At 66.9% G+C, this 23669-nt stretch carries 26 protein-coding genes and 1 pseudogene; 11 read left to right on the forward strand and 16 right to left on the reverse strand.

Annotated elements, in window-relative coordinates:
* Positions 1 to 231, reverse strand: a 231-nt coding sequence (locus VGL40_02920; protein HEY3314221.1) for a PTS sugar transporter subunit IIA, incomplete at its 3' end; no start/stop codon positions are given.
* Positions 232 to 598: 367 nt separating this feature from the next.
* Here VGL40_02920 and VGL40_02925 point away from each other — a divergent pair.
* The 4 genes from VGL40_02925 (at position 599) to VGL40_02940 (ending at position 2731) form a co-directional block, all read left to right on the forward strand.
* Positions 599 to 1159, forward strand: coding sequence for an RNA polymerase sigma factor (locus VGL40_02925; protein ID HEY3314222.1), 561 nt, complete (start codon positions 599 to 601; stop codon positions 1157 to 1159).
* Entirely contained in the window at positions 1156 to 1482 is a 327-nt protein-coding gene (locus VGL40_02930) for a hypothetical protein (GenBank protein ID HEY3314223.1), read from the forward strand. The genes VGL40_02925 and VGL40_02930 overlap by 4 nt, the downstream gene beginning before the upstream one ends.
* A gap of 1 nt (position 1483) precedes the next feature.
* Positions 1484 to 2062: a hypothetical protein gene (locus VGL40_02935; GenBank protein HEY3314224.1), complete on the forward strand. Its 579-nt coding sequence runs from the start codon at positions 1484 to 1486 to the stop codon at positions 2060 to 2062.
* 138 nt (positions 2063 to 2200) lie between these two features.
* On the forward strand, positions 2201 to 2731 hold the full coding sequence (locus tag VGL40_02940) for a hypothetical protein (GenBank protein ID HEY3314225.1): 531 nt from the start codon (positions 2201 to 2203) through the stop codon (positions 2729 to 2731).
* A 100-nt stretch (positions 2732 to 2831) separates the two neighbouring features.
* Here the strand turns inward: VGL40_02940 and VGL40_02945 are convergent, their stop codons facing one another.
* The 8 genes from VGL40_02945 to VGL40_02980 all read right to left on the reverse strand — a co-directional run bounded on the left by VGL40_02945 (position 2832) and on the right by VGL40_02980 (position 11913).
* Positions 2832 to 3704, reverse strand: a complete 873-nt coding sequence (locus VGL40_02945; protein ID HEY3314226.1) for a hypothetical protein — start codon at positions 3702 to 3704, stop codon at positions 2832 to 2834.
* A complete protein-coding gene (locus VGL40_02950) occupies positions 3649 to 5202 on the reverse strand; it encodes a tripartite tricarboxylate transporter permease (GenBank protein HEY3314227.1) in 1554 nt (517 codons plus the stop codon). The genes VGL40_02945 and VGL40_02950 overlap by 56 nt, the downstream gene beginning before the upstream one ends.
* A gap of 35 nt (positions 5203 to 5237) precedes the next feature.
* A complete protein-coding gene (locus VGL40_02955; protein HEY3314228.1) occupies positions 5238 to 5738 on the reverse strand; it encodes a tripartite tricarboxylate transporter TctB family protein in 501 nt (166 codons plus the stop codon).
* Positions 5739 to 5813: 75 nt separating this feature from the next.
* Positions 5814 to 6794, reverse strand: coding sequence for a tripartite tricarboxylate transporter substrate binding protein (locus tag VGL40_02960; protein ID HEY3314229.1), 981 nt, complete (start codon positions 6792 to 6794; stop codon positions 5814 to 5816).
* A 24-nt stretch (positions 6795 to 6818) separates the two neighbouring features.
* A complete protein-coding gene (locus tag VGL40_02965) occupies positions 6819 to 8219 on the reverse strand; it encodes an MmgE/PrpD family protein (protein ID HEY3314230.1) in 1401 nt (466 codons plus the stop codon).
* A gap of 82 nt (positions 8220 to 8301) precedes the next feature.
* The gene (locus VGL40_02970) at positions 8302 to 10752 is read right to left on the reverse strand and encodes a pyruvate formate lyase family protein (protein ID HEY3314231.1); all 2451 of its coding nucleotides are present in this window, start codon (positions 10750 to 10752) and stop codon (positions 8302 to 8304) included.
* Positions 10753 to 10777: 25 nt separating this feature from the next.
* Positions 10778 to 10975 carry a benzylsuccinate synthase gamma subunit family protein gene (locus VGL40_02975; GenBank protein ID HEY3314232.1) on the reverse strand — a complete coding sequence of 66 codons (198 nt, stop codon included), beginning with the start codon at positions 10973 to 10975 and terminating at the stop codon, positions 10778 to 10780.
* 32 nt (positions 10976 to 11007) lie between these two features.
* Positions 11008 to 11913 (reverse strand): glycyl-radical enzyme activating protein, encoded by a 906-nt coding sequence (locus VGL40_02980; GenBank protein HEY3314233.1) that lies wholly within the window; start codon positions 11911 to 11913, stop codon positions 11008 to 11010.
* 144 nt (positions 11914 to 12057) lie between these two features.
* On the opposite strand from VGL40_02980, the gene VGL40_02985 reads away from it, so the two are divergent.
* The 3 genes from VGL40_02985 (at position 12058) to VGL40_02995 (ending at position 14972) form a co-directional block, all read left to right on the forward strand.
* On the forward strand, positions 12058 to 12867 hold the full coding sequence (locus VGL40_02985; protein ID HEY3314234.1) for an IclR family transcriptional regulator: 810 nt from the start codon (positions 12058 to 12060) through the stop codon (positions 12865 to 12867).
* Entirely contained in the window at positions 12858 to 14336 is a 1479-nt protein-coding gene (locus VGL40_02990) for an MmgE/PrpD family protein (GenBank protein HEY3314235.1), read from the forward strand. Before VGL40_02985 ends, VGL40_02990 begins: the two co-directional genes overlap by 10 nt.
* 69 nt (positions 14337 to 14405) lie before the next feature.
* Positions 14406 to 14972, forward strand: coding sequence for a hypothetical protein (locus VGL40_02995; GenBank protein ID HEY3314236.1), 567 nt, complete (start codon positions 14406 to 14408; stop codon positions 14970 to 14972).
* A 118-nt stretch (positions 14973 to 15090) separates the two neighbouring features.
* On the opposite strand, the gene VGL40_03000 is transcribed toward VGL40_02995, so the two are convergent.
* Complete coding sequence (locus tag VGL40_03000; protein ID HEY3314237.1) at positions 15091 to 15849, reverse strand: response regulator; 759 nt, start codon at positions 15847 to 15849, stop codon at positions 15091 to 15093.
* 169 nt (positions 15850 to 16018) lie between these two features.
* Entirely contained in the window at positions 16019 to 17296 is a 1278-nt protein-coding gene (gene arsN2, locus VGL40_03005; protein HEY3314238.1) for an arsenic resistance N-acetyltransferase ArsN2, read from the reverse strand.
* Between the two features lie 172 nt (positions 17297 to 17468).
* On the opposite strand from arsN2, the gene VGL40_03010 reads away from it, so the two are divergent.
* Complete coding sequence (locus tag VGL40_03010) at positions 17469 to 17822, forward strand: metalloregulator ArsR/SmtB family transcription factor (protein HEY3314239.1); 354 nt, start codon at positions 17469 to 17471, stop codon at positions 17820 to 17822.
* 140 nt (positions 17823 to 17962) lie between these two features.
* Entirely contained in the window at positions 17963 to 18958 is a 996-nt protein-coding gene (locus tag VGL40_03015) for a nitronate monooxygenase (GenBank protein HEY3314240.1), read from the forward strand.
* 148 nt (positions 18959 to 19106) lie between these two features.
* On the opposite strand, the gene VGL40_03020 is transcribed toward VGL40_03015, so the two are convergent.
* On the reverse strand, positions 19107 to 19244 hold the full coding sequence (locus VGL40_03020) for a hypothetical protein (GenBank protein HEY3314241.1): 138 nt from the start codon (positions 19242 to 19244) through the stop codon (positions 19107 to 19109).
* A gap of 56 nt (positions 19245 to 19300) precedes the next feature.
* Here VGL40_03020 and VGL40_03025 point away from each other — a divergent pair, with 56 nt between their 5' ends.
* Positions 19301 to 19489 carry a hypothetical protein gene (locus VGL40_03025; protein HEY3314242.1) on the forward strand — a complete coding sequence of 63 codons (189 nt, stop codon included), beginning with the start codon at positions 19301 to 19303 and terminating at the stop codon, positions 19487 to 19489.
* Positions 19490 to 19800: 311 nt separating this feature from the next.
* Here the strand turns inward: VGL40_03025 and VGL40_03030 are convergent, their stop codons facing one another.
* Positions 19801 to 20436, reverse strand: coding sequence for a methyltransferase domain-containing protein (locus tag VGL40_03030; protein ID HEY3314243.1), 636 nt, complete (start codon positions 20434 to 20436; stop codon positions 19801 to 19803).
* 112 nt (positions 20437 to 20548) lie between these two features.
* Between VGL40_03030 and VGL40_03035 the strand changes: the two genes are divergently transcribed.
* Positions 20549 to 22462 carry a hypothetical protein gene (locus VGL40_03035; protein ID HEY3314244.1) on the forward strand — a complete coding sequence of 638 codons (1914 nt, stop codon included), beginning with the start codon at positions 20549 to 20551 and terminating at the stop codon, positions 22460 to 22462.
* 131 nt (positions 22463 to 22593) lie between these two features.
* On the opposite strand, the gene VGL40_03040 is transcribed toward VGL40_03035, so the two are convergent.
* The 3 genes and pseudogenes from VGL40_03040 to VGL40_03050 all read right to left on the reverse strand — a co-directional run bounded on the left by VGL40_03040 (position 22594) and on the right by VGL40_03050 (position 23669).
* Positions 22594 to 22998 carry a hypothetical protein gene (locus tag VGL40_03040; protein HEY3314245.1) on the reverse strand — a complete coding sequence of 135 codons (405 nt, stop codon included), beginning with the start codon at positions 22996 to 22998 and terminating at the stop codon, positions 22594 to 22596.
* On the reverse strand, positions 22995 to 23171 hold the full coding sequence (locus VGL40_03045; GenBank protein HEY3314246.1) for a hypothetical protein: 177 nt from the start codon (positions 23169 to 23171) through the stop codon (positions 22995 to 22997). Before VGL40_03045 ends, VGL40_03040 begins: the two co-directional genes overlap by 4 nt.
* A gap of 337 nt (positions 23172 to 23508) precedes the next feature.
* Positions 23509 to 23669, reverse strand: a pseudogene (locus VGL40_03050) (nitrogenase iron protein).

Consider the following 23669-nt stretch of genomic DNA (forward strand, 5'->3'; position numbering starts at 1 on the left):
CAGGACGTTGCTGGCTTCGGCGTGGGGCAGGGCGACGGGGATCGCCGTCGGCAGGCCGGTGGCGAACTCATGTTCCCGCTTGATGACCGCGTCGATGTAGCCCTCTCTGACGTGGCCTTCGGCCACGAACCGGCGGCCCAAGGCCCTGATGGACTCATCGGCCGTGCCGGCCTCCAGACCGACGATGACCAGGTTTCGATCGAAGGCGATTTGTGGGAGCGATTCCGTCATTGGTGGCCATCCTTCCTTCGAACTAATCCCAGATTACGGCCGGCGGTTCAAAGCGTCAAGCAATTCGCGGCCGTTTTGGGGACAATGGCGTGTGACATATCTTTTACTAAGTGCCCCCGTCGTGGGCCAAGCTTCCTTCGCCCGGCACCCGGTTGAGTTTCTTCGCCCGGCGCGAGGGATTCCCGCCGGCGCCGACGACTAATGAAGTGAAGGCCATGAAGACCCGACGCTCGGGCGGCGGGAACAAAGGGCACCCCGGCGGCATCCAAATGATTGGCGCCGGATGGGCCCCCGCCAAGCCGGTGCCGGGCCCGCCGGGCGCGCGGTTGGTAAAGCCGGGGTTGGGACCAGTCTGGAGGGCGGCAGGTTGACGGGCGACCAGGCCGGGACGGCCGGCGGCGTCGAAAGAAACCTCATGAAGCGGGTCAGCCGGGGATCGTCGTGGGCCGCCGCCGATCTCCTCGATGGCTACAGCGGGCCGGTCTTCCGCTTCATCTTGGCCCGGGTGAGCCTGCGCCGGGAGGATGCCGAGGAGGTCCTCCAGGATACCTTCCTGGCCGCCATGCGGTCGGCGGCGACCTACGCCGGGCAGTCGTGCCTCCTGACCTGGCTCTGCGGGATCGCCCGGCACAAAGTGGCCGACTTCTACCGGCGAACGGGGCGTCAACCGCCGACGGTGGAGGGGGGAGCGGGGGAGGACGACCCAGGCGACCGGCTGGCCCTTCGCGAGGCCATCGACCTCGCCTTGGGCGGACTGCCCATCGACTACCGGCAACTGCTCCTCGGCAAGTACGAACGCGGCCAGACCATGGCTGAACTGGCGGCCGAAGTCGGGACGACGACGAAGGCCGTCGAGTCAAGGCTCGGCCGGGCCAGGGCGGCCTTTGCCGAAGGTTTCCAGAGAGTCTGGGGGGGTGAATGGCGATGACCGGCAAGAAGGCCGACGGCCGGACCGACGTCGAGTCTATTCTGTCCACCTTGGCCGAACCAGTACCAGAGCCCTCGACGGCGGTCCTGGCGTGGATCGAGGGGGCCATGACCACCGTCGCCGACGAGCTCCGGGCGGCCGAGACCGAGCGCGAAATGGCCCCCTACGGCCTGGTCCCGGTCTATCGCTTCGCCCGGAACCACCTCAAGGGGCATTTCTTTCCGTATCTGGCGGGAGCCGCCGCGGCCTTGGCCGTCATCCTCCGGGCCGCGCTGGGCCCGGCCTTTCCGAGATTCCTACAATTCCTGGTCGGAGGCTGGTGAGATGAAACCTTCAGTCAGAGACATCCTCGAGGACCCCTATGAGAGCATGAAGACGGTGGCCGAGGGACGGCGCTGGCCGGTGGCCGCCTGGATCATCGGCGCCATCTCCTCGCCGCTGCTGGTGGCGTTCGCGGTCCTCAGCCACGTCAAGGGCGGGTTCGGCCGAAACTGGTTCGAGGTCATCGCCGGACCGGTGGCCCTCGTCGTCATCACCTACGTCGGCGCGGCCCTGGTCATCAGCCTGGTCTGCCGGCTCGTCCGCGGCGAGGGGGACCCGGTCAAACACCTCTCGGCCTGGGCCCTGACCTATCCGGCGACGATCACCGCCTTCGCCATCATCATTCTCGGCCACCTCATCTTTCCCGCCGGGAGCTTCCCCGGATTCCCGCAGTTCCTCTGGTTCGCCGCGCTCCTGGCGGTCTTGCTCTGGAAGGTCCTCCTCTACTTCATCTACCTGCGGGCCGTCGGCGGCCTCGGCTTCAAGCAGATGATTGTCGCCTCGGCCATCCTGTTCGCGATCACCCTCACCTACGAGTGGGTCATCGTCACCCTGGGTATCGGGCAGGTGCCGTTCATCTGAGGACGGTCGCCTGGTCGTCTTTTTGTTCGATTGGCCCGGGGGCGGGCAGGGTCTTGGGTCGCCGCGTCAAAATCCCAAGGGATGTCGAAAGCTGAGACAACGGATCACATGTCGGACCAAGACGGAGCGCCAAGCCTAGTGGAGACCGAGCCGATCGCCCAGACGAGGATGGAGCCCAATCACGTAACCGGACCTTTGGCCAGGCGAGCCGCGAGACCGCGGCTCGGTTGGAGGATCAGCCGAGTCCACCCGGCCCTCGCCTTCATCGGGTTCTATGCTATAGCCCTGGCCCTGAGCCAGGTCGTGATCTTCCTAAGCCCGGGGCCGGAGGTGGTCTCGGGCGGCCCGAGCCTTCTCCTGATGGCCGCCGTGGCCGGGGCGGCCGCCGCCTGGATCCTTGCCCTGACGGTCTATGCCCGCTGGCTGACAAGACGCCTCCGGGGCATGGTCGCCCACCGGCCCTGGCGCTTGGGCCTGGTGGCGATGTTCCTCACCCTTGGCGGAGCGGCCTGGCTCCTGGCGGCGAGGGCCGCCTTCGTCAGCCGGCTCGGCTTCCTCACCTTCGAGTATCAGCTGCCCTTTTATGGGGCCACCCCGGCCATCCATTTGTTGGCCCTGGCGGGAATCGCCACCGTTGCTTGCCTGGCGGCCGCGGCCAGGCGCGGGTGAGAGGGAACCGACCGGCCGTCAAGGAAAAGGAAAACGAACGAGGTCAGGGTCCATGCCGGACCCTGACCTCGTTGGTTACGCGCGACGTTGGGCTGCCTTCTCAGGCCGAACAGCCCCGGGGCATCAGGCACCTGTCGATGGGGCACCCCGCGCAGGTCGCTTCGGGGATGTCGGGGGGAGCCTCTTTCTTGAGTTCCAGGACATGCTCGAAAGCCCTGACCACGTCGGGCTCCCGCCCCTCGAGGACCAGGACGACGCTGCCCTCGCCGCCGCCCACGCCCCCGGCGGCGATCGGCCGGCAACCAACCCCGAACAGAATCTTGAAGGCCTCCGCCTCGCTGATGACCCGGCCGGGGACCGGGATGACCCCGCAACGTTGGCCGGTTGAGTACTTCACCCGTCCCGGAATCGTCGCCTTCGAAGCCTGGGCGATCGTTCCGGGGATCGCTTTTTCCAGTCCGACCGGCAGGACGATGGTGAAGCCTCTTCTGCGCTGGGCGGCCATGACCGCGCCGATGGTCCCCGCGCCGGGGCTGGCGAAGAGGACCCCGGCCAGCCCGTCGCGGTCCAGGGCGTTGCAGCCCTTGATATAGACATCCCCCGGCCCCATCAATCGGAGGATGTCGGCCAGGAGAGTCGGGACCTGCAGCCGGCCGTCACGCAGGAGCCAGGTGTACGGAAAACCCCCCGCCGGCCGCCCGAGAGCGTCCCCGCGGCGGGCCTCCTGTTGGCGTTCCAGGCTGATGCATAACCCCTTCGGCCGGACCATGCCGAGAGCCCTGACACCATTCGGAACCCGCCCGATCATCCCCTCGATGATCGGGGCGGTGCTGGTGCTGGGATGCAGGGCGACGAGGCCGTGCCGCAGGGCCCGGGAGACCGGCTCCAAGCGCAGGACGGCCTCGGCGATGAGCCTCTTAGATTGAGACGGAGTGAGAGTCAGCTGGGCCAGAGGAAGGGCTTTGTGGCTCATCCTGTCTCACATCCTTGGATTCCCTGGGGCCGGCTCGGTACAGGCGGTTCCCGGCCACCAGCAGAACCAGCGTCATGAAGATGATGGCGATGCAGATCGGACGGGTGAAGAAGATCGCCGGGTTACCCTGCGAGATCACCAGCGACCGGCGGAGGTTCTGCTCGATCGCCCCCCCGAGGACCAGCCCCAGCAGGAGGGGTGCCAACGGATAGTCGGCCCGCCTGAAGACCAATCCGATGGCCCCGAAGACGACGGCGACGAAGGGCCCGAAGATGTTGCCGGTGGCGGCGAAGGCGCCCGTCAGCGAAAGGCCGAGGATGATCGGCATCAGCCAGCGTGGGTGGATCCTGGCGATCTGGGCCAGGAAGACCGCCCCCGGCAGGTTGATCGCCAGGAGGACGAGGTTGGCCAGATAGAGGCTGCCGATGACCGGCCAGACCACCTCCGGGTGCTGGGACATCAGCAGGGGGCCGGGCTGCAGGCCCCACATCATCAGTCCGGCCAAGAGCATGGCCGTCGTGGCGGAGCCGGGGATGCCCAGCGAGAACATGGGCAGCAGGGCCCCGATGACGGCGCCATTGTTGGCCGACTCCGGTGCGGCCACCCCCTCGATGGCCCCTTTCCCGAAGCGTTCCGGGTGCTTGGAGACCCGCCTCTCCAGGCTGTAAGAGATGAACGAGGCGGGCACGGCGCCCATCCCCGGGAGGACCCCGGTGACGAAACCGACCACCGAGCCCCGGATCATCGCCCAGAAGCTGGTGATCAGCTCGTTCATCTTCGGAATCAGGTCCCGCAGACCGACCGGTGGAATCCTGTGGGTCTCCAAGCCTTCCCTCTTCCACAGGTACGAGAAGACCTCGCCAATGGCGAAGAGGCCGACGGCCACGGGGACGAAGTCGAACCCGTCGTAGAGGTAGGGAATCCCGAAGACGAAACGGTTAATCCCGGAGATGGGGTCGGCCCCGACGAAGGAGAGCAACAGTCCCAGTAAGGCGGCGATAACCCCGCGGACCACCGACTCCCCGAAGGTGCCGGCGACGAGGAGGGAGCCGACCATCAGCATGAACTGCTCCGGGGGACCGAAGGCCAGGCCGGCTTCAGCCAGCGGCCTGGCCGCCAGGGTGAAGAGGACGAGCCCGATGGTCCCGGCGATGAACGAGCCGATGGCCGCCATGGCCAGGGCCTGGCCGGCCTTGCCCTGGAGGGCCAGCGGGTAGCCGTCCAGGCAGGTGACCACCGAGGCCGACTCGCCCGGGATGTTCAACAGGATCGAGGTCGTCGACCCGCCGTACTGCGCCCCGTAGTAGATGCCGGCCAGGAGGACCAAGCTGAGGGTAGGGGAGAGGTAAAGGGTGATAGGCAGCAGGAGGGCGACGGTCGCCGCCGGTCCCAGCCCGGGCAGGATCCCGACGACCGTTCCCAGGACCGCGCCGATGGCCGCCCACAGCAGGCAGGTGGGATTGAACGCGGCGGCCAGGCCGTGCAGAATCGGGTCCATGTCGATTCACCCCTCTGACGGATTGGTCGCCACGATTAACTTAGCGAGACGTGGAGGAGTTGGTCAAAAAGGAACCACATCAACCCGACCAGACCGACCGAGAAGAGCACAGCCGGGACCGGCCTGGTTTGGCGGTCCATCCAGAAGAGCATGGCGACGCAAATGAGCATGCCGACGAAGTAGCCGGCCAGGTGCCAGACCTCCACCCCGAGCAAGAGCAGAAGGGCGGCCGCCAGCCACCGGCGTTCCCCCCGGAAGAGGTTGCCTGGAACCAGAGAGGCCGGGGGAACGGTGGTCGGCGGGGCGGAGCAGCTGGAGGCCCGCCCCGACCGGCGCAATCGGCGCAGGGAGACCCACGCCTCCCAGGCCGCACCGGCGAGGATGCACAGGCTGAGGATCTCCGGGACCAGCCCGGGGCCGAGGGGTTGGTCCAGAGGGTTGCCGATGGACATCGATGCCGCCAGGAGCAGGAGGCTGAAAACGGCCATAACGAGCGGCACGGCGGCACGGAGACCGAGTTCCGAGCGGTCGGTCATGGGTCCTTCCTCCCCGCGCCGGGTCCGGGTCGCCGGGCGGCCGCGGGCGGCCGCCCGACGCCTGATGACCGGCCTCTACTTGATGACGCCGGCTTCCTTCAGAAGGCCCTGCCACTTGGCCGTCTCTTCGGCCAGGAACTTGGCGTAGTCGTCGCCGGCCAAGAACCCTTCCATCAGCCCTTCGTTGGCCAGGAAGTCCTTCCAGGCCTGGCTGTTGCCGAGCTTGGTGAAGGCGTTGACGAGGTACTTGCGGGCCGATTCGGGGATCTTCCCGGCGGCCACGACGCCGCGCTGCATGTAAACGACGACGTCATAGCCCTGTTCCTTGAGGGTGGGCACGTCGGGCAACCCCTTCAGCCGGGCCTCGGCGCCCAGGCCGAGGATCCGGACCTTGCCCGCGTCGGCCTGGGCCTTGGCGACCCACGGTTCGGCGCAGCCCACCTGGACGTGGCCGCCGAGGAGGGCCGCCAGGACCTCGTTGCTGCCGGTGAAGGAGACGAAGCTGAACTTGGTCCCGCTGACCCGCTGCAGCGTGAGGACGGTCAGGTGGTCCTGGGAACCGACCGAGGTACCGGCCCAGTTGATCTTGCCGGGGTTGGCCTTGGCCGCGTTGACCAGGTCGGCCATGGTCTTGTAGGGTGAGTTGGCGCTGACGATGACGGTGTTGAGGTCAAAGGCGAACCGGCAGATCGGAGTGAAGTCCTTGTGCCCCGGCACGGACGGGTCGCGCAGGTTCGCGGCGATGAAGTTGCCCGACGTGTTGAGGAGGAAGTAGGGGTCCCCTTCCTTGCCCTTCACGTAGTTGAAGGCGATGGCCCCGCCGCCGCCGGCTTTGTTGGCGACGGAGATCGGCACCGAGATCAGTTTCTGGTCCTCGAGGGCCTTGACGACGCTACGGACGAACTTGTCACTGGACCCGCCGGCGCTGGCCTGGCAGACGTACTCAATGGCCTTAGTCGGGTACTTCTCTCCCTGCTTGGCGCAACCGGCAAGGAGCGAAGCCATCAGGGCCAAGAGGCTGAACGCGATCAGCGTCCTCGTCACAATGCTCCTCATTTTTCCTCTACCCCTCTTTCCTGGCTACCGGCCATCTCCCTGCGGCGGTGACGGTTGATGAGTGGCGGTCAGTGTGGGGGTCAATCCTGAGATGGGCAGGGTGAGGCCGGCGGATGTCAAGAAGTCGGCGACCTGGTTCGCAGCCTGGTCACCAATCACCGGTAAGCAGTTGCCCAGAAACTTCTGAAGGAGGTCAGACTGCGGTAACGGCTGTTGCGGTTCCCCCGGCGGATAGGCCAATGACTCGGAGAGGGTTTCGCCATCCTCCATCCAGATCGTCAGCCGGGCGGGCCTGGAACGGGGATAAGCCTTGGTGAACTCGGCATCTTCGTGGACCTCGATCCTCTTGGCCAGATTCGTCAGTCTCGCATCCTGATGGGCCGCGACGAGACCCGGGTAGGCTACCTCGCCTCGGGTCAAGGCCAGAGCGACGGTCATCGGGATGCTGAACTGGGCGTCATCGCCTCCGGCCTCAGCTTCCGACCGATCGGCGGCCAGCGAGTAGGTGTCGACCCTGATCGAGCCGACCCCGCCGATCCGGTCCCGAACCCGATGGCCCAGGCGCAGGGCCAGGGCGATCGGCCCATGCAGGCTCCGGCAGCAAGGCCACGGCTTGAAATAGATGTCCATAATCCTTGGTGAGGCCAGGTCGAACAGCTTCCCGCGGATCACCCCCTTGTCGGCGAAAGCCCTGAGGAATCCAGCCTTCCCTTCGAACACGCTGGCCGGGCCATGGATGCCCTGAGCCGCGGATAGGGCACAGAAGATGCCGTCGCGCGCGGCCTTCCCGGGATGGAGTTTCTTGACATCGGTCGCGCCCTGTTCCCCCGGATTCCAGAAGGCCAAGAGGCCCCCGGCGAAGCTACCCGCGAGACCGAGGGCGTGGCAGGCTTCCCGGGGGTCGAGGCCGAGGAGGCGGGCGGCGGCCGCGGCCGCGCCGAAGACTCCGGCGATGGCGGTATTGTGGAAGCCGCGGCGTCGCGACTCCGGGTGGATGGCTCCGGACACGGAGAGCATGACCTCGTAACCCACGATGACGGCCTCCAGGACCCGCCCGAGGGAGGCGCCTTCGCTCTCGCCGAGAGCCAGGGCGGTCGGGCCGACGACGCAGCCGGGGTGGGCCGACCCCGGAGTGTAACCGTCATCCAGCTCAAGGATATGGGCGGCGGTCCCGTTGACCAGGGCCGCGTCGAGGACCGGAAGGCGGAGGTGTCCATCGCGGCCGGGAACCAGGCAAGGACCGTGCGTCGGCCCGAGGACCGCCAAGAGCCTGTCCACCAAGGGGCTCTGGGAACCCGCGACCATGCAGCCCACGGTGTCGAGCAAGGCCAGGCGGGCCTGCCCGATTGTATCGGGCGGGCACTGGGCCAGGTCGAACCCGGCAATGAGGGTCGCGAACCGATCAGCGATGCTCCCCTCGGGCACGTCCTCAGCTCCCGTCCACCGGAGCCGGGCCGGCTCGGCCCGGCCCCGGGTCGGTTCCGCGGTTCTGGTTCCTGATTCGGTCCTACAATTCCTGACCGGTCCGGGCAATGATGTGGTCCTGCACGCCCTGGTCCAGTTCCACGAAGTAGGCGCTGTACCCGGCCACCCGGACCATGATGTCGCGGTGCTTCTCAGGCTCGAGCTGGGCCTTGCGGAGGGTGGCCGAATCAACCATGTTGAACTGGACGTGATCGATCTGGTAGTCGTGCCACGTCTTCATGTAGGCCAGGAAGTTGCGCTTGCCCTTGTCCCCGGCGAAGGCCGACGGGGTGAACCTTTGGTTCAGGAGAATGGCCTTGTGGGCGAGGTGGTCGATCTTGGCCACCGAGGCCAGGACGGCGGTGGGACCGTTGTGGTCGCTGCCGATGTTTGGGGAGATGCCCCCGTCGGCCAGCGGATCACCCTTGTGCCGCCCGTTCGGCAGGGCCGCCGTGACCTTGCCCATCGACCAGACTCCGGAGACGGCCTGCGGTAGGCACTTTGGAGTGACCCCCCAGGTGTCCCTCAGTTGGGACATCTCCTCGATGACCAACCCGTAGAGATCGCGGGCGGCGACGGTGTCAACGTAGTCGTCATCGTTGCCGAACTTGGGCGCGTTGAGGAAGCGCTGGCGCAGGTCCTCATGGCCCTCCCAGTCGTTCCTGAGGATCTCGACCAGGCTCGGCAGGTCGATGACCTTTTCTTCGAAGACCAGCTTTTTCAAGGCCGCCAGGGCGTCGGCGGTGTCCACGGCCCCGCCCAGGATGTTGATCCAGGGGACGCTCTTGTCACCGGTCCCCATCAGGTCGCGGCCGTGCTCGATGGACCGTTCGAAGAGGGCCGAGAGGAACGGCCGTGGGAAGTACTCGGCCTGCAACCAGAGGCTGATATTGTGCATTCTCATCCCGAGCCGGAGGGCGTATCTGACCTGTTCGCGGAAGGCCTTCAGCAAATCCTCGTAGCTGGCAAAGGTACTCGGGTCACCCGTCTCCGGGCCCAGTCTCAAGCCGTTCAGCATGTCCCGCCCGTCGTTCAGGGCCGCCTCCAGGCTCTTGGTGACCGTGATGTGCCAGGCGTTCCGCCGGACCCGGCCCCACCGCCCAACGACGCCCGGCGACATGCAGCCGATCAGGGCCCAATCGCGGGCTTCCTTGAGGGTGTAGCCCATGTCCATCAAGGATGGGATGGCCACGTCATCGTTCTTGAACGACGGCATGCCCATTCCGGTCTGGATGACCTGGAGGGCCTTCAGAACGGCCGCCTCCGACGCGTGGCTGTGATAGCGGAAGGCCAGGGACGGCTGGTTGACCCGGATGCTGGAGGTGGCGTCCAGGATGACCTCGGTCAGCTCATTGCAGGCATCGGTACCATCGGCCAACTGACCGCCGATGGTGTAGGCGTTGACCATATTCGTCCCCTGGTGCGACTGGCGGGTGTCCGAGGGTAGGAGCCGGCCGCAGCTGGTGATCTTGATCCAGAGGCACTCAAGCAGCTCCTGGGCCTGCTCCCGATTGATCTCCCGGTTCTCGATGACGCTCGAACGGTAGGCCGGCCAGAGGATCTGATCGATCCGCTCCGAGGTGCCGTGGCACTCGTGATCATAGAAGTGGGTCAACAGCCAGATGAAGTAGTGAGCCTGAACGGCCTCCTGGAAGGTCTTGGGCGGGCGGGCCGGCACGTGGTCGCAGACCTCGGCGATGCCCTCCAATTCCAGTTGACGGACGGGGTCCGCCTCTCGGCCGGCGAGGTACCTGGCCAGTTGGGCGTGGCGGCGGGCCCAGCGGATGGCGGCCCGACAACTGATGATGGCCGCCTCATAGAAGTCCCTCTTTTGGGCCAACTCGGGCAGCCTGACCAGGTTCTCGACGGCGACCATCTCGACCTGGACCTGGTCCATGGCCATCTGGAGTTTGTTGATGATCCCTTCCAGGCCGTGGGCGAAGACGTAGTCGTGGTCGGGCATGGCCCGCTGGGTGTAGTCCGCCCCCAGGGCCCAGATGAGCCGGCGCGAGTTGAGGATGGCCATCTCCTCGGTGCTGAAATAGCGGGCCATCATGTCCCGGGGGGTCTTGCCCGCCCAGTAGTCGGCCAGCTCCAGCACTTCGGCCTTGTCTTCATCGCGGACATAACCATGGTCGATCAATTCCTCGACGATCCTCCTCGGCCGTTCGGGGGAGTATAGCAGGGCGGCCGTGCCGCTGCCCGGATAGCCGACGATCAGCTCGTTCTCGAGGATGACCACCGCGCAATGGTCGAGGATGTGTTCGAAGGCCTTGGCCCGTCGGAGGACGGTCGGAAGACCCTCGGTGGTCTTCCACGATTCCGTATACAGCCTGGCCTTCTCCGGATCAATGAAGACGGGTTCTTTGAACTTGTCGCCCATGAAGCTCTTGGAGATGAGGCTGTCCTTGAGCCTCCTGGTCCTACTGCTGATGCCCGTTCTCCTACGGGCGAAGAACTCGGTGCTGACGACGTCCTCTTTAGCAACCGCCAACCCGGTTCAACCTCCTTTCCGCTTCTCAGGTCCTGGAACCGGGAGTCAGGCCTGGTTCGGACGACCGGGCCACGAAGTCTCGGCACTCGACCTTCTTCTCCCCGGTCGGCCGGGTGGTCCAGAACCGCCCACCCTTGATGTCAGTCTGCTCCTTGACGCATAAACCCGGCTGGGGCCCCTGGCCCTCGACGAATTGCGCGCATGAGCTGCAGCTGGTGGACAAACCCCTTCACCTCCATTCGATGCCGGCGTGGTTCAGCCCCCGACGGTGACGCTTTCCACCAATTCCGCCATGATCGAGGCCTTCTTCTGAGCCTCCGCCAGGTCATAGTCGGGCCGGCCGTCGAGGGCGTAGCCGATGTTCAGGGCCCGGTACTTGGCCTGGGCGAAGGAATGGTACGGCAACAGGTCGATCCCCTGGACAGCGAGGGCCGAGACGAACCGAGCCATCTCCCTCAGTTGCCCGGCCTCGTCGTTGAACCCGGCGATCAGGGGGATCCGGATCCGGACGTCCCGGGCCCGCGTTTCGCAGAGCCGGGTCAGGTTGGCCAGGATCAGGTCGTTGCCGACACCGGTCCATTCCTCGTGGGCCGCGGGGTCGAGCGACTTCAGGTCATACAAAAAGAGGTCGGTGAAAGGCTCGACCTCTTGGAGGTGTTCCCACGGCGCGTGGCCGCTCGTATCCAGGGCGGTGTCAATGGCCCGCCCACGGCAAAAAACGAACAGTTCCCTGACCGCCTGGGCCTGGACGAGGGGCTCGCCCCCGGAGGCAGTGACTCCGCCGCCGGAATTGCGGTAGAAGCTCGTGTCCCGCACGACCTGCTTGAAGAGACTCGGCAGCGGGGCGGCATCCGTCCCGGCCACCGTCAGGGCTCCATAGGGACAGGCCGAGGCGCACCGGAGGCAGAGGCTGCAGGCCGAGCGGTTCACCCGGATGTCCGGGGAGTCGAGGATGGCCTCCTCGGGACAGTTGAGTCTACAGGTGAAGCAGGCCCGGCAGAGGCTTTGGTGGAAGAGCAGGTCGGGGCGGTCCGACCGGCCCTCCGGGTTGTGACACCAGCGGCAATCGAGGGGACACCCCTTGAAGAAGACCGTGGTGCGGATGCCCGGGCCGTCCTGGAGAGAGAACCGCTGGACGTTGAAGACGCGGGCTCCAGCCACCGGGACACCACCCCGTCAATTTCAATCAGTGAAATAGCGTTTTGCTCTATGTACAACATATACTTGGGTGTAGTACAATGTCAAGGGAGAAAATGCTGACTATTAGACTAGTTAAAATAGAGAAACGTTAGTGAGGTGGTCCCGATGGCCCGCGGGGACGGCTCATCCGCGCAGCACTCAATGCGCTCGGTGGAGCGGATCTGCAGCATCCTGGGTTTCCTCAGCGAACATCCCACCGGTACCCTGGCCGGGATGGCCAAGGCCACCGGCCTGGCCAAGCCGACCGCCTTCCGGCTGGCTGAGGCGATGACCAGCAACGGACTCCTGGCCCGAGTGGCCGACGCCGGTTATCAGCTCGGTCCTCGGCTCATCTACATCGCCCTGAAGGGGTCCGGGCTGCTGGACCTCCGGGCGGCGGCCCGGCCGGCCATGGCCAAGCTGGCCGCCGAGACCGGCGAGACGGTCGCCCTCTCCATCCTCCTCGACCAGGCCAGGATGTACATCGACCAGATCGAGTCGACCCAGCCCATCCGCCGGGTCATCGAGGTCAACGCACCCCTGCCCCTCAACTGTGGCGCCTCGGCCAAGGCCCTGCTGGCATGGATGCCGGAGGAGGAGGTCAGGAAGATCCTTTCGGCTCAGAGCCAGCTACCTTGGACCGAGCGGACCGTGACCAACCCCGAGGCGCTGATGAGGCAGATCAAGACGGTCCGTCAGACCGGTTACGCGAAGAGCCATGGCGAACGGATCCCCGACGGGTCGGCGGTGGCCGCACCCATCGTCGCCCAGAACGGCGATGTCCTGGCCGCCCTGGCGGTGCTTGCGCCACGGCATCGGGCGCCCGACGAGAAGTTGGTTTCGTGGGCGCCCCTGGTGATCCGGGCGGCCCTGGACGTGGCCGTCGCCTATGGGGCCGCCCCTCCGGCCAAGCGAGGTGGCCGGCCATGGGCCTGACCCGTGAGCTGGCCGAGTACCTGTCGGTCTTCGACTACGGCGATCTCACGCCCGCGGCCGTGGCCAAGGTGAAGACCTGCCTCATCGATTGGCTGGCGGTGGCCCTGGCCGGTGGCGCCGAGCCGGCCGCCCGGGCCGTTCGCGACCACGTCCTGGCCGACCCGACCCCCGGCCGGTCCACCCTGCTGGGAGAGGGGACCCAGGTGCCGGCGGCCAAGGCGGCCCTGGCCAACGGCATGGCCGGGCACATCCTCGACTACGACGATGTCACCACCTTTGGGTCGGGGCATCCCAGCGCCCCGGTGTTCCCGGCGGTCCTGGCCCTGGCGGAGGAGATCGACGCCGGCGGGAAGGACCTTCTGGCCGGGGCCGCCGCCGGGATCACGACCATGTTGACCCTCGGCCTGCCGGTGATGCCTGGACACTACACCCGCGGCTTCCATAACACGGCCACGTTCGGCCGGCTCGGGGCGGCGGCCGGGGCCTGCGTCACGGCCCACCTCCCGGCCGAGGCCTGTCTCGGTGCCCTGGGCGTGGCCGCGACCACCGCCTCCGGCCTGCGCGGCGGGTTCGGGACGATGATGAAGGGACTGCAGGTGGGCTGGGCCTCGATGGGCGGCCTGATGGCCTACGAGTTGGCCCGCCTCGGGATGGCGGGCCCGGACGATCTGATCGAAGGGCACCATGGGTTCTACGCGGCCCTGGCTCCGCGGGTCGATGAGGCGGCCCTGCAGATGGTGCGGGAAGGCTTGAAAAGCGGGGCCGTCCGGGGGGGCCCGGGAGAGCGGGTCTCGGCTGAGGGAACCCTGTGCGGGCGGGCCCTGGACTCGATCCGCCTGAAGCGCTTTCCGGCGTGTTTCTCCACCCACGGGGCGATCCAGGCGGCCATCGAAAGCCGACCGTTCCTGGGCAGCCTCGAGGAGATCGCCGACATCGAGTGTGTGGTTCATCCGGGGTGCCTGGACATCGCCGTCAACCCCGCGCCCAGGACCGGGTTGGAGGTCAAGTTCAGCGTCCAGTATTGCCTGGCCCTGGCTCTGCTTGATGGGCGGGTTGACCTGCGCTCCTTCGAGGACGGCCGGGCCCTCCGGGCCGAGGTGACCACCCTGGCCGCCAAGGTACGGGTCATCCCTGAGCCGGCCTTCGCCCCGGACCGCCGGTGCCGGCTGGTCATCCGCCTGGACCACGGTGGCCAGGTCGAGTCCGAGGTCAGGATCCTCCAGGCGTTGCCGGCGGAGGCCGAGCGCAAGGTGGCCGGAGCCAAGCTGGCTGAGGCGGCCGAGCTTCAACTGGGTTCGGCCACCCGCGGCCGACAGATCACCGAGATGATCGAGGGGCTCGAGGGGTTGACGACGGTCAGGGAACTGACCCGGCTCCTGAGGGGGAGGACGGGGATGGCGGGGACGACGAGGAAGGGTGGCTCGAGGGAGCGCGGGACCCCTTTGAAGGGAAATCCGGCCCGGGGGTAGAATTGCCCGAATGGCTCGACATGTTTCGACAGTATTGGTCCGCGGTCGCGCCCGGGAGTTGGGAGAATATTGCCGTCCCTTCGCCACTGGGGAATCAGTCTCATCGCGGTCCCGTGCCTGATCCTCGGACTGCTTCTCTTGGCCGAGGCCGGCACCGCCGTCGGCTCGGGCGTGACGGACACGGCGGACGTGGCGGCCGCCCCGGCGAGCGCCCCGGAGGCCGGCCAGCAGGACGGCGGCGATGGAGGGTCTTCCTCCGGCGATTCGTCATCCCCGGGGAAGATCACCCTGGAGATGGAACGGGCGGACATTTCCTTCGAGGCCGTCGAGCTCGGGACGACGGTCACCTCCCCGATCGCGGTCCGTTGCCGGGTCAAGTCGAACAAGACCTGGGAGTTGCTGTATGAAGCCTCCGGCTTCGATGAGGCCGGTGGATTCCCCCTGAGTCAGCTGAGGTGGGGCCTGAGCCCGAGCGGGTCCGACGCCATCCCCTTCGCGAGCAGCGGGGCCTTCCTGACCGGACAGCCAAAGACCGGTGGACAGGACGTGACCCATTATTACACGCTGGACATGCCCTGGACCACCCTGCTCGGGACGTACCACGCCAAGGTCACTTACACCGCGGTGATTCGCTGAGGCGTCGCGACGCCGAACGAGGCCAGGGTCCGACGTGGACCCTGACCTCTTTGCATGGCACCGCCTTGGCAGCGGCCGCCGGCCCTCAGGCCGCTCTAAGCCCGCGCCAAGCCCACCCTCAGCCCACCCGACCGCGCAGGACCTCGCGCGCGTAGGAGGCCCGCGTCGCCGTGTAGTAGACCGCCTGGGCCAGCAGGTAGACGGCGAAGACCGTGATCCCGGCCGCGGTCACGTTGAAGTCGCGGCTGAGGACGTTGGACAGGGTCTTCAGGGCGAAGCCCGTGTGGACGGCCCCGATGGCGAGCGGCACGAAGAACAGGGCCCCGAGCTCCCGGCCGATGAGCTGCCCGAGTTCACGCCGGGTGATCCCGATGTCCCGCAGGACCGCGTAGTGCCGGCGGTCCTCGCCGATCTCGGTGAACAGCTTGAAGTAGATCAGGCTGCCGGCGGCGAGGAAGAAGACCGAGCAGACGAAGACCCCGATGAACATGGTCAGGGCGCCCTGCTGCCGGAGCCGACCGTACTCATCGAACCGATTGAGCACCCCGATGCCGGTCTGGTCGGGCAGCGAAGCTTGGATGGCGGCGGCCAACCCGCCGTTCTCCATCGCCAGGACCTGGTCCATGTCGCCGGTGCGGGCCGACAGGAAGACCACCGGCACCTTGGAGACGGTGCGGATCTGCCGGCACCAGTAGAAGCCGTCGTATTGCGGCAGGTTGATGTCGATGATGACCAGGTCCGGCGAGCTGCGGACGACCTCCTCCTTGACCCGGGCGAAGTCGTCCGTGGCCAGCGGGGTGAAGCCGTTGCGCCTTAGCCCCTCTTCGATCATCGAGCGCAGCTTGACATCGTCTTCGATAATGAGGATGCGGGACACGGGTGAAGCCTCCCTGCCAATGGGTTCCTGGGCGGGCCTGGGGATGGCCTGGGGATGGCCCCAGGAGGGCCTGGTCCTATTGTTGCCCGCCGGGTCCGGCTTTTCCTTCCTGGGCATAGGAAAACCGGGGGACGGAATCCCCCGGTGGGCGCTGGAGCTTGGTTCCGGCTCAGGCCGCCCCGCCGAGCCTCATGGCCACGGCGCTGGCGGGACAGGCGTGAACGAACTCGACCGAGCCCTGGACTTCGACCGGGACATCGCGGCGATCGACCATCTCGAAGCCGAGTCTCGGGAAGTAGCCCGCGGCCGTGGTGGTCAACAGGTGGACCGATTTCAGTTCGCGGGCCTTGGCCCAGGCCAGGCGGTCACGGGTGAGGGCGTCACCGACGCCCTGGCCACGCCAGGGCGAGTCGACGACCAGGGAGCGTAGCAGACCGTGATCCCCGTATGTTTCCAGCCCGGCCACCCCGACCACCTTCCCATCGGCCTCGGCGACCGCATAGGCCTCGCCGAACTGGTTCTCGAGCCCGTCATCGGGTAACCCGGCTTCCTTCAGGAGACGGCGCACCGCGGGCAGGTCACCCGGCCTGGCGCCCCTGACCGGGGGTTTTGCCGGCCCTGGCTTGCGGGCCCGGACGAACCCGCTGACCAGGCGGATGCCCGCCGGGAGGATGGTGCCGGTGCCGCAGCAGGCGGACTGGCCGGCCTCACCGGCCAACCGACCGGCATACACCTGGGTCACCTGCACCGAAGGCTCAACGAAGCCCGCCGCCCGCAGGCGGGCCAGGTAGTCGCGCTCCTCAAGGGAACCGCTGACACACTGGGACCAGGCCACCGCGGACCGCCGGATCCACTCGGGAATCAGGTCCAGGTCTCCCTGGAAGACCGTGTCCGACACGGCGAAACGGCCGCCCGGCTTGAGGACGCGGAAGGCTTCGCGGAAGACCCGGTTCTTGTCCGTGGACAGGTTGATGACGCAGTTGCTGACGATCACGTCGACGCTGTTGTCCGGCAGGGGGATGGCCTCGATATCGCCTTTCAGGAACTCGACGTTGGTCACGCCGGCCTTCAGTTGGTTCTCGCGGGCCAGAGCGAGCATCTCGTCGGTCATGTCGAGACCGTAGACCTTGCCCGTCGGCCCCACCCTCCTGGCGGCCAGGAGGACGTCGATGCCGCCGCCGCTCCCGAGGTCGAGGACGGTCTCGCCCGGGATGAGATCGACCAGAGCCGTCGGCACGCCACACCCCAGGCTGGCCACCACCGCGCCCTGGGGCAACCCCGCGAGGTCCTTGGGGTCATACAACCCTTCACCGAACTTCGGGCCGCAACCGCAACCGCCGCCGCTTGGCCCGCAACAACTCGACGGGGCGTTCTTCGCCGCCTCGGCCGCGGCCCGAGCGGCCTCGGCGTACCTGGCCTTGACCTGCTCCTTCAAATCCTCACTCATGTCCAACCTCCTCTGACCGACCACGACCCCGGGGTCGGCCGTCTGCCCCCATGATATATCAAAAAGGATTGATATGGCAAGGGCCAAATCACGATTTGTTGAACTGACACGGCAGGTGCTGTATACTGGGCGCGGAGGAATGGCTGTGACCATTGTTAATGAAGGCGCCGCAATGACCGATATCGAGGCCGCTCCGGCCGACCGGTTGACGCTTCTGGGCAAAGCCCTTTCCGACCCGGTCAGGGTCAGGATGATCGGGCTGATGGCCAGGGGCCGGTCTTGCTGCGCCCTTGACCGATGCTGTTCCTCGGTCACACCGGCCGACGAAGCCACCGAGGGGCTCTGCGTCTGCGAGTTTCAGGGGATCTTCGGGCTGGGTCAATCACGGATTTCGTATCACCTGCGAATCCTCAAGGAAAGCGGGCTCATCCACGAAGAGGCCAGGGGCAAGTGGACTTTCTACTCACTCGACAAAAAGGTTGCCCGCGAGCTGGTTGAGCTGGTCAAAAGGGAACTGAAGCTGTAAACTGATAAGATTGGCGCAAGCTACATAATGGGTTGTCTCGTTCAGAAAGTCCGACGAAGCTGGAGGAAAGTGCCCAGATACGCCTAATTCTGAAATATATATCCACCTGAGACCAGTGAGCTGTCGAAAGGACGTGCGAGATGAAGCTACCCGAACTGCGCATTGCGGGCCTCAAGCCGTCGCTGCCCATCTTCCAGGGCGGGATGGCGATTCGCTTGTCGACCCACCGCCTGGCTGCGGCCGTGGCCGAAGCCGGTGGTGTCGGCATCATCGCCGGGACCGCCATGACCGCGCGCGAACTGGCCGAGGAGATCCGCAAGGCGCGGGCGTTGACCAAGGGCATCATCGGGGTTAACGTAATGTACGCCGCCAGCGCCTTCGCCGAACTGGTCAAGACGGCCATCGCTGAGCGGATCGACCTCGTCGTTTCGGGCGCCGGCTTCTCGCGTGATATGTTCACCTGGGGCCGCGAGAGCGGGACCCCCATCGTGCCCATTGTCTCCACGGCCCGCCTGGCCCGGACGGCCGAGAAGCTCGGGGCGGCCGCCGTGGTCGTCGAAGGCTTCGAGGCCGGCGGCCACCTCGGCACTGAAGAGTCGATGAAGAAGATCGTCCCGGAAGTCGCCGAGGCCGTCTCCATTCCGGTCATCGCCGCCGGCGGCATCGTCGAAGGCGACGACATCCGAGAAGCCATCGGTCTCGGCGCGACCGGCGTCCAGATGGGCATCCTCTTCGGGGCCAGCGAGGAAGGCAACGGCGATGACCAGCTGAAGCAGGCCTACATTGACGCTAAAGCAGAGGACATCATCCTCATCAAAAGCCCGGTCGGGCTGCCCGGGCGGGCCATCCGCAACACCTTCACGGAGAAGCTGGCCGAAGGGCGCGTGGCCGCTCCCGAGCATTGCTCGAACTGCTTGAAGGTCTGTTCGCAAGCGTTCTGCATCCGCGAGGCGCTCATCAATGCGCAACGTGGCCGGCTCGATGACGGCGTCATCTTTTCCGGAAAATACATCGATAAGATCCGTGACATCCTGCCGGTCCGCGACATCATCGGCCGCCTGACCAGCCGATTGGCCGAGTTGCCCGCGCCGCCGCAGTTTCTACGGCCGCTTGTACAGCCGGCAACCGCGAGTTGATTTGGATGGGTTGTATGGAGTCTCGGGACCCCAAGACAGGGCCCTGGGCAACGCCTGCTGGCGTGCCCAGGGCCAAAGAGTCTTCGGGGCCAACCCGCCTCCTACCCGATTGTGAGACCGCTGCGTCCAGTCAGTCTTGGGTTTGAGGTCAGATGACCGTCGGGGGCACCTCGAAGATCTCCGGCGGGAAGACCGTGGGGAACGGGGCGACGATGAAGCCCTCGCAGAGCGTCCCGAGCTCGCGGCAGGTCGGCGGGACCGGGCAGTAGCCGAAGGCCCCGACCATCGACTTCGATCTTCCCGAACATGGTCGTCGGGTTGGGCATGAAGAGGAGGACGTCCTTGTGGAAGCAGACCGGGCCGAGCGTGATGGTTTGGGGCGTCGTATCGACCAAGAAGTTGACGGTCACCGGGGCACAGATGTCAGAACTCCTGACACTCGACGTTGGAGCAGGAATCGAAGACCTTATCCACGTCGATGCAGACGATTTCAGTGATCGGTGGGCAGGGGTGGAGAACCACCTTTCATGATCCGGGCACGGAGGCTGGGATCGGGGGGTAGGGTCAGGGCCTGCCGGGGCCGCGCTCGCTGACGCCACGTTCGTCCGTCACCCCCCTTTCAAGGCGGCCATCCGGGGCATGGCCCTCGGTGCGGGCGCTGCCTGCGGTCCCTGGGAAAAAGGCCGGAGTATGGTAATCCCGGTTACATAACACTAAGGTGGTTCCGCGGGTGTGCATGAATGACCCGGACGACCAAAGCGACAGGCCGACAATGGACACAAGAACGGCGCCCGGGGTGGGCGCCGTCTTTACGTAGAGAGGGCTGGGTCCGTTGTGGCGGGTCAATCGTTCTCGGCCGGCTCGGGGCGGACGACCGCTCCTGGCGAGGTGACCGGACCGACTTCCGCAATGACTTGGTAGAAGGCATCACTGAGACGGCTCGTCTCGACGACCACCAATCCCGCCCCGCGGAGCAGGTCCGCAGTCTGCTCTTCGGTCAGGCGATCACCCAGCGGCGGTCCGAAAGGCATCTCCTGCTTGTGGAACTCGACCACCGAGAGGCGGCCGGACCGACTGAGGATCCGCCTGACCTCGGTCAGGAACCGCGGCTTGTCGCCCACCTCGTGGAGGACGGTGGACAGCAACGCCGCCGTGACCGAGCCGTCGGCCAGGGGGATCCGGTCAGGCCGCGAGAGGACGAACTCGACGTTGGTCAGGCCGGCCTCGGCGAATCCCTTCCGGGCTTCATCCAGCGCCTCGGGATCAGTGTCCAGGGCGACGACCCGGCCCCGGCGCAGCCTCTTTGCCGCCGGGATGGTGAAGAAACCGTAGCCGCAACCCAGGTCGGCGAGGATTTCCGCATCCGACCGCAGGAGGCCGGCGAGGACCGCGTCTACCGGAAGCAGCCTCGCCCGTTGCTCGCGCCGTTCTTTGGAACCATGCCCATGGTGATGAGCCCCCGGGTCGCTTCGTTCCACCTTGATCGCCTCCTCATCACACCCAAGGTTGAAGAGTTGGCCGGAACCAAACTCGTCATTCGGAGTCAGAACTTTCAGAAGCCCGCTGCGGGCAAAGAGCGGGAGGGTATCGATGCCTAAGCCTTCCCCCAGGTGGAAGGGTCCGGCCGTCCTTGCCGTGCTGGCCATCCTGGCCATTTCTGCCACCCTGGGCATCCTGGCCGTCGGTTGCCCCAAGCGGGCCGACCTGCCGGCCGAGCGGCCAGCGGGCGCACCCTCTCTGCCGGCCGAGCGACCGGCGGGCGCCCCCGCCGACGGCACGGTCCTCTACTGGCGGGACGGCGCTCTATACAGTCTCGACCTCGCCCTGTGGAAGGAGACGCGGGTGACCGCCCTGAGGAATCCGCGGACAGTGGCTTGCTCGCCCGATGGCCGATACGTCGCGGCCATCGACGCCGCCGGCCGCAACCCAGAGGAGGGGCAGGAGCTGGTCCTGACAGACTGGGAGACGCGCGAGACCGAGCGCCGGCCATGCCCCGCCGATGCCCGCGCCCTGCTATGGTCTCCCAAGGGTCTGTACCTCGCCGTTGAGTCCGGCACGGCCCGTCCGGGCAAGGTGGCGATTTTTTCGGTCGAGGACTGGCGGCTGGTCGCCGAGGCCACCGGGGCCGTTCCGGCCGCCCAGACGGCCCAGACGGCCCAGACGGCCCTGACCAGCGGCCTGTTCTCCCCCGACAATGCCTATTATGCCTACACCTTCGCCGTCGACACCGGCCTGCCCGGAGAAGGCGGAGGGTCATCCGGCATCGTGTTGATCGATCTGACCGGCCGGGCTCCGACAACCCGAGTCCTCTTCGATGGGCGCGACGGCTATGCCTACGATGTACGGGATTATTACCCCGAAGGGCTCGTCTACGAGCGGCGCCCGGTCGGCGACGCCCCCGCGGGGGCCACCGCCGGCGCGCCGGGGCGCGCCTCTGAGACCGACCCGGAGTTCGGACTCGTCACCTCCGACGGGAAGGTCGTAGCCCTTGAGCCCAAGGATCCATTGATTCGGTTGACCCGAAGAACGGCCCTCGCCAAGGCGGCCGCCCGCTGCGAGGGCGACCTCGGCCCATGGGGCGACCTGCCCGAGGGCGGCTGGTGGCTCGTCTTCAGCCGGGTCAAGAACGCGGAAAGCTGGGTCGTCGTCTGGGGCGCGGCCAGCGAGGTGACCGACCCCATACCCCTCGTCAGCGGGCGGGGTGGCGCCTGGTTGAAGGGCCCCGAAGTCGATTGGCGTTCGCAAATGGTGGACTCCGCCTACCCGCCCTACGTCCGGTCGCTCGATCCCCGCCTCAGGCTGCTTGACCGGCACGACCTGGGGCAGGGCAGAGAGCTGTTGGAAGCCACCGCCCTCCCACCGCCGAGGGACGACTTCCGGCTCTTCTTCGTCCACGACAGTGCCAGCGGGCTCTACTACCTGATCATCGGCGAAGCGGACAACGCCCGGTTCATCCGGCAGGACGGCGAGGAGTTGGTCTTCGCCGCTCAGGGCGGAGGCGGCTCACCGATGCTGTCCTTCCCATACCAGCCCGTCTACCACCTGGACACGAAGACGACCGAGGTCCGCCACCCATATCTCCCGGTCGAACAGGAGGTCGGCTTCGGGATGGAAGGGTGGGCGCAGGTGATAACGACGGTCAGCCGGACGGACGACGGCCTGACCCTCAAGCTCCGGCCGGCCGAAGGGGCGGTCCTGGCCGGCGGCTGGTCGGTGCCGTGGACGGTCAACGCCTATGATTCGGAATCGGGGGTGCTGACCCTCATCCTAAGGTGCGTATCCCTCGGAGCCGGCATCAAGCCGGGAGAAGCGATAGGCCAGGTCCAGGACAGCCGGCTGTTGCGGTCGGTGACCTTCGAACCAGCCGGCGAGGACCTGAAGATAGCCGTCCGGCTGGGCGCACCGGCTCTTTGGAAAGCGGCCGAGCTACGTATCTCCGGCGGTGTCACCTCACCCGCGGACCTGCAGGCCTTCTGGGACATCTCGTTCCGGCCGGCCCCATAGGAGGTGCCGAGGAGGGAAGGCGCCGCTGATGGGACCTGCTCAGGGCAGTCCTGCCCAGGTATTGAGCCGCCTACCAGAATGGAAGGTGGCTTTGGAGCTTTTCGCCTTGGGGGTTTCCCGGCCTGGCGCCCTCAGACCATCCCGACCGCGTCTGCGCGGCATTGCCGGCAGCCGGTGAACTGCGGGAGGTGACGGGCGGCGCGGGCGCGGACGGCGGCCAGCAGGGCAGGGGAGGGTGGGGTCTGGCCGGCCATCGCGGCGAGCGGGATGAGGGGCATGACGTTCTGAAGAAGGGCGCCGCGGGAAGCCGCCTCAGCGGCGACGGCAGGGACCTCGTCCTCGTTGACCCCGGGGATCAGGACGGTATTGACCTTGACGGCCAGGCCGAGTTGGGCCGTGGTCGCCAGCCCGGTGAACTGGGCTTCGATCAGGTGGGCCGCGGCAGCCGGGCTGAAAGGGGCACCGTCGGTCTGCCGATAGATCCTCGCGGCCACGGCTGGGTCGACGGCGTTGATGGTTATCGTCAGCGTGGTCACGCCAGGTCGGCCAGGCGGCCGGCCTCGGCGGCCAGCCGCAGACCATTGGTGGACAGGCAGAGGATCAGGCCCGGGAAGTGACGGTGGGCGACGGCCAGAGCTCGCTGGACGTAGGCGGGGACCTCGGTGGGGGTGATGACGCGGGCGGTGACACCCGGGCGATTGACGCCCAACTTCGGGCGATGCCCGTGATAGCAGTCGCGATGCGCCGGTCGCAGTAGGCGCAGCGGATGTTGCAGCGCGCCCCGACCGGCAGGTGAACGCGGCCGAGGCGGCCAGCGTGGCCACCGTGCCCGGCCGGGCGGCCGGGTCGATCAGCCGCCGCTCCTTCCGAGCAAGCCGGCCGGAAGCAGGGGTGCAGTGCCTTGACAGGGTGGACAGGGAAGCTTCCCTTGATTCCAGCGATCACACCCTTACGGCCCCCCGGTAGAGGCCCTCCAGCTCAGCCATCTCCAGCGGGGTCGGGACGATCCGGCTCTGGTTGGCCAGCACAAGCGCGGCCAGTTCCCCGAAGCCACCGCAGACGACATGGCCGAGGACGTCGTAGAGGGCGACGTCGACCCCGTAGGTCTCGAAGGCTTTCAGGTCCCGGAGAATCTGGATGGCCGTAAGGACGCCGCGGCCGGCGCAGCCGACCCCAGGCTCCAGGCCGCCGGATTCGACGCAGAAGA

This window comes from Bacillota bacterium, from assembly GCA_036504675.1.
Lineage (GTDB): Bacteria > Bacillota > Sulfobacillia > JAJYWN01 > JAJZPE01 > DASXUT01.

What these genes read in the sequence shown, in the direction of transcription:
- VGL40_02950 (HEY3314227.1), bottom strand. Translation starts at nt 5,202, where the DNA reads ATGGACCCGATTCTGCACGGCCTGGCCGCCGCGTTCAATCCCACCTGC.
- VGL40_02955 (HEY3314228.1), bottom strand. Translation starts at nt 5,738, where the DNA reads ATGACCGACCGCTCGGAACTCGGTCTCCGTGCCGCCGTGCCGCTCGTT.
- VGL40_02990 (HEY3314235.1), top strand. Translation starts at nt 12,858, where the DNA reads ATGGGCCTGACCCGTGAGCTGGCCGAGTACCTGTCGGTCTTCGACTAC.
- VGL40_02945 (HEY3314226.1), bottom strand. Translation starts at nt 3,704, where the DNA reads ATGAGCCACAAAGCCCTTCCTCTGGCCCAGCTGACTCTCACTCCGTCT.
- VGL40_03035 (HEY3314244.1), top strand. Translation starts at nt 20,549, where the DNA reads ATGCCTAAGCCTTCCCCCAGGTGGAAGGGTCCGGCCGTCCTTGCCGTG.
- VGL40_03015 (HEY3314240.1), top strand. Translation starts at nt 17,963, where the DNA reads ATGAAGCTACCCGAACTGCGCATTGCGGGCCTCAAGCCGTCGCTGCCC.
- VGL40_02930 (HEY3314223.1), top strand. Translation starts at nt 1,156, where the DNA reads ATGACCGGCAAGAAGGCCGACGGCCGGACCGACGTCGAGTCTATTCTG.
- VGL40_03010 (HEY3314239.1), top strand. Translation starts at nt 17,469, where the DNA reads ATGACCGATATCGAGGCCGCTCCGGCCGACCGGTTGACGCTTCTGGGC.
- VGL40_02960 (HEY3314229.1), bottom strand. Translation starts at nt 6,794, where the DNA reads ATGAGGAGCATTGTGACGAGGACGCTGATCGCGTTCAGCCTCTTGGCC.
- arsN2 (HEY3314238.1), bottom strand. Translation starts at nt 17,296, where the DNA reads ATGAGTGAGGATTTGAAGGAGCAGGTCAAGGCCAGGTACGCCGAGGCC.
- VGL40_03020 (HEY3314241.1), bottom strand. Translation starts at nt 19,244, where the DNA reads ATGGTCGGGGCCTTCGGCTACTGCCCGGTCCCGCCGACCTGCCGCGAG.
- VGL40_02985 (HEY3314234.1), top strand. Translation starts at nt 12,058, where the DNA reads ATGGCCCGCGGGGACGGCTCATCCGCGCAGCACTCAATGCGCTCGGTG.
- VGL40_02935 (HEY3314224.1), top strand. Translation starts at nt 1,484, where the DNA reads ATGAAACCTTCAGTCAGAGACATCCTCGAGGACCCCTATGAGAGCATG.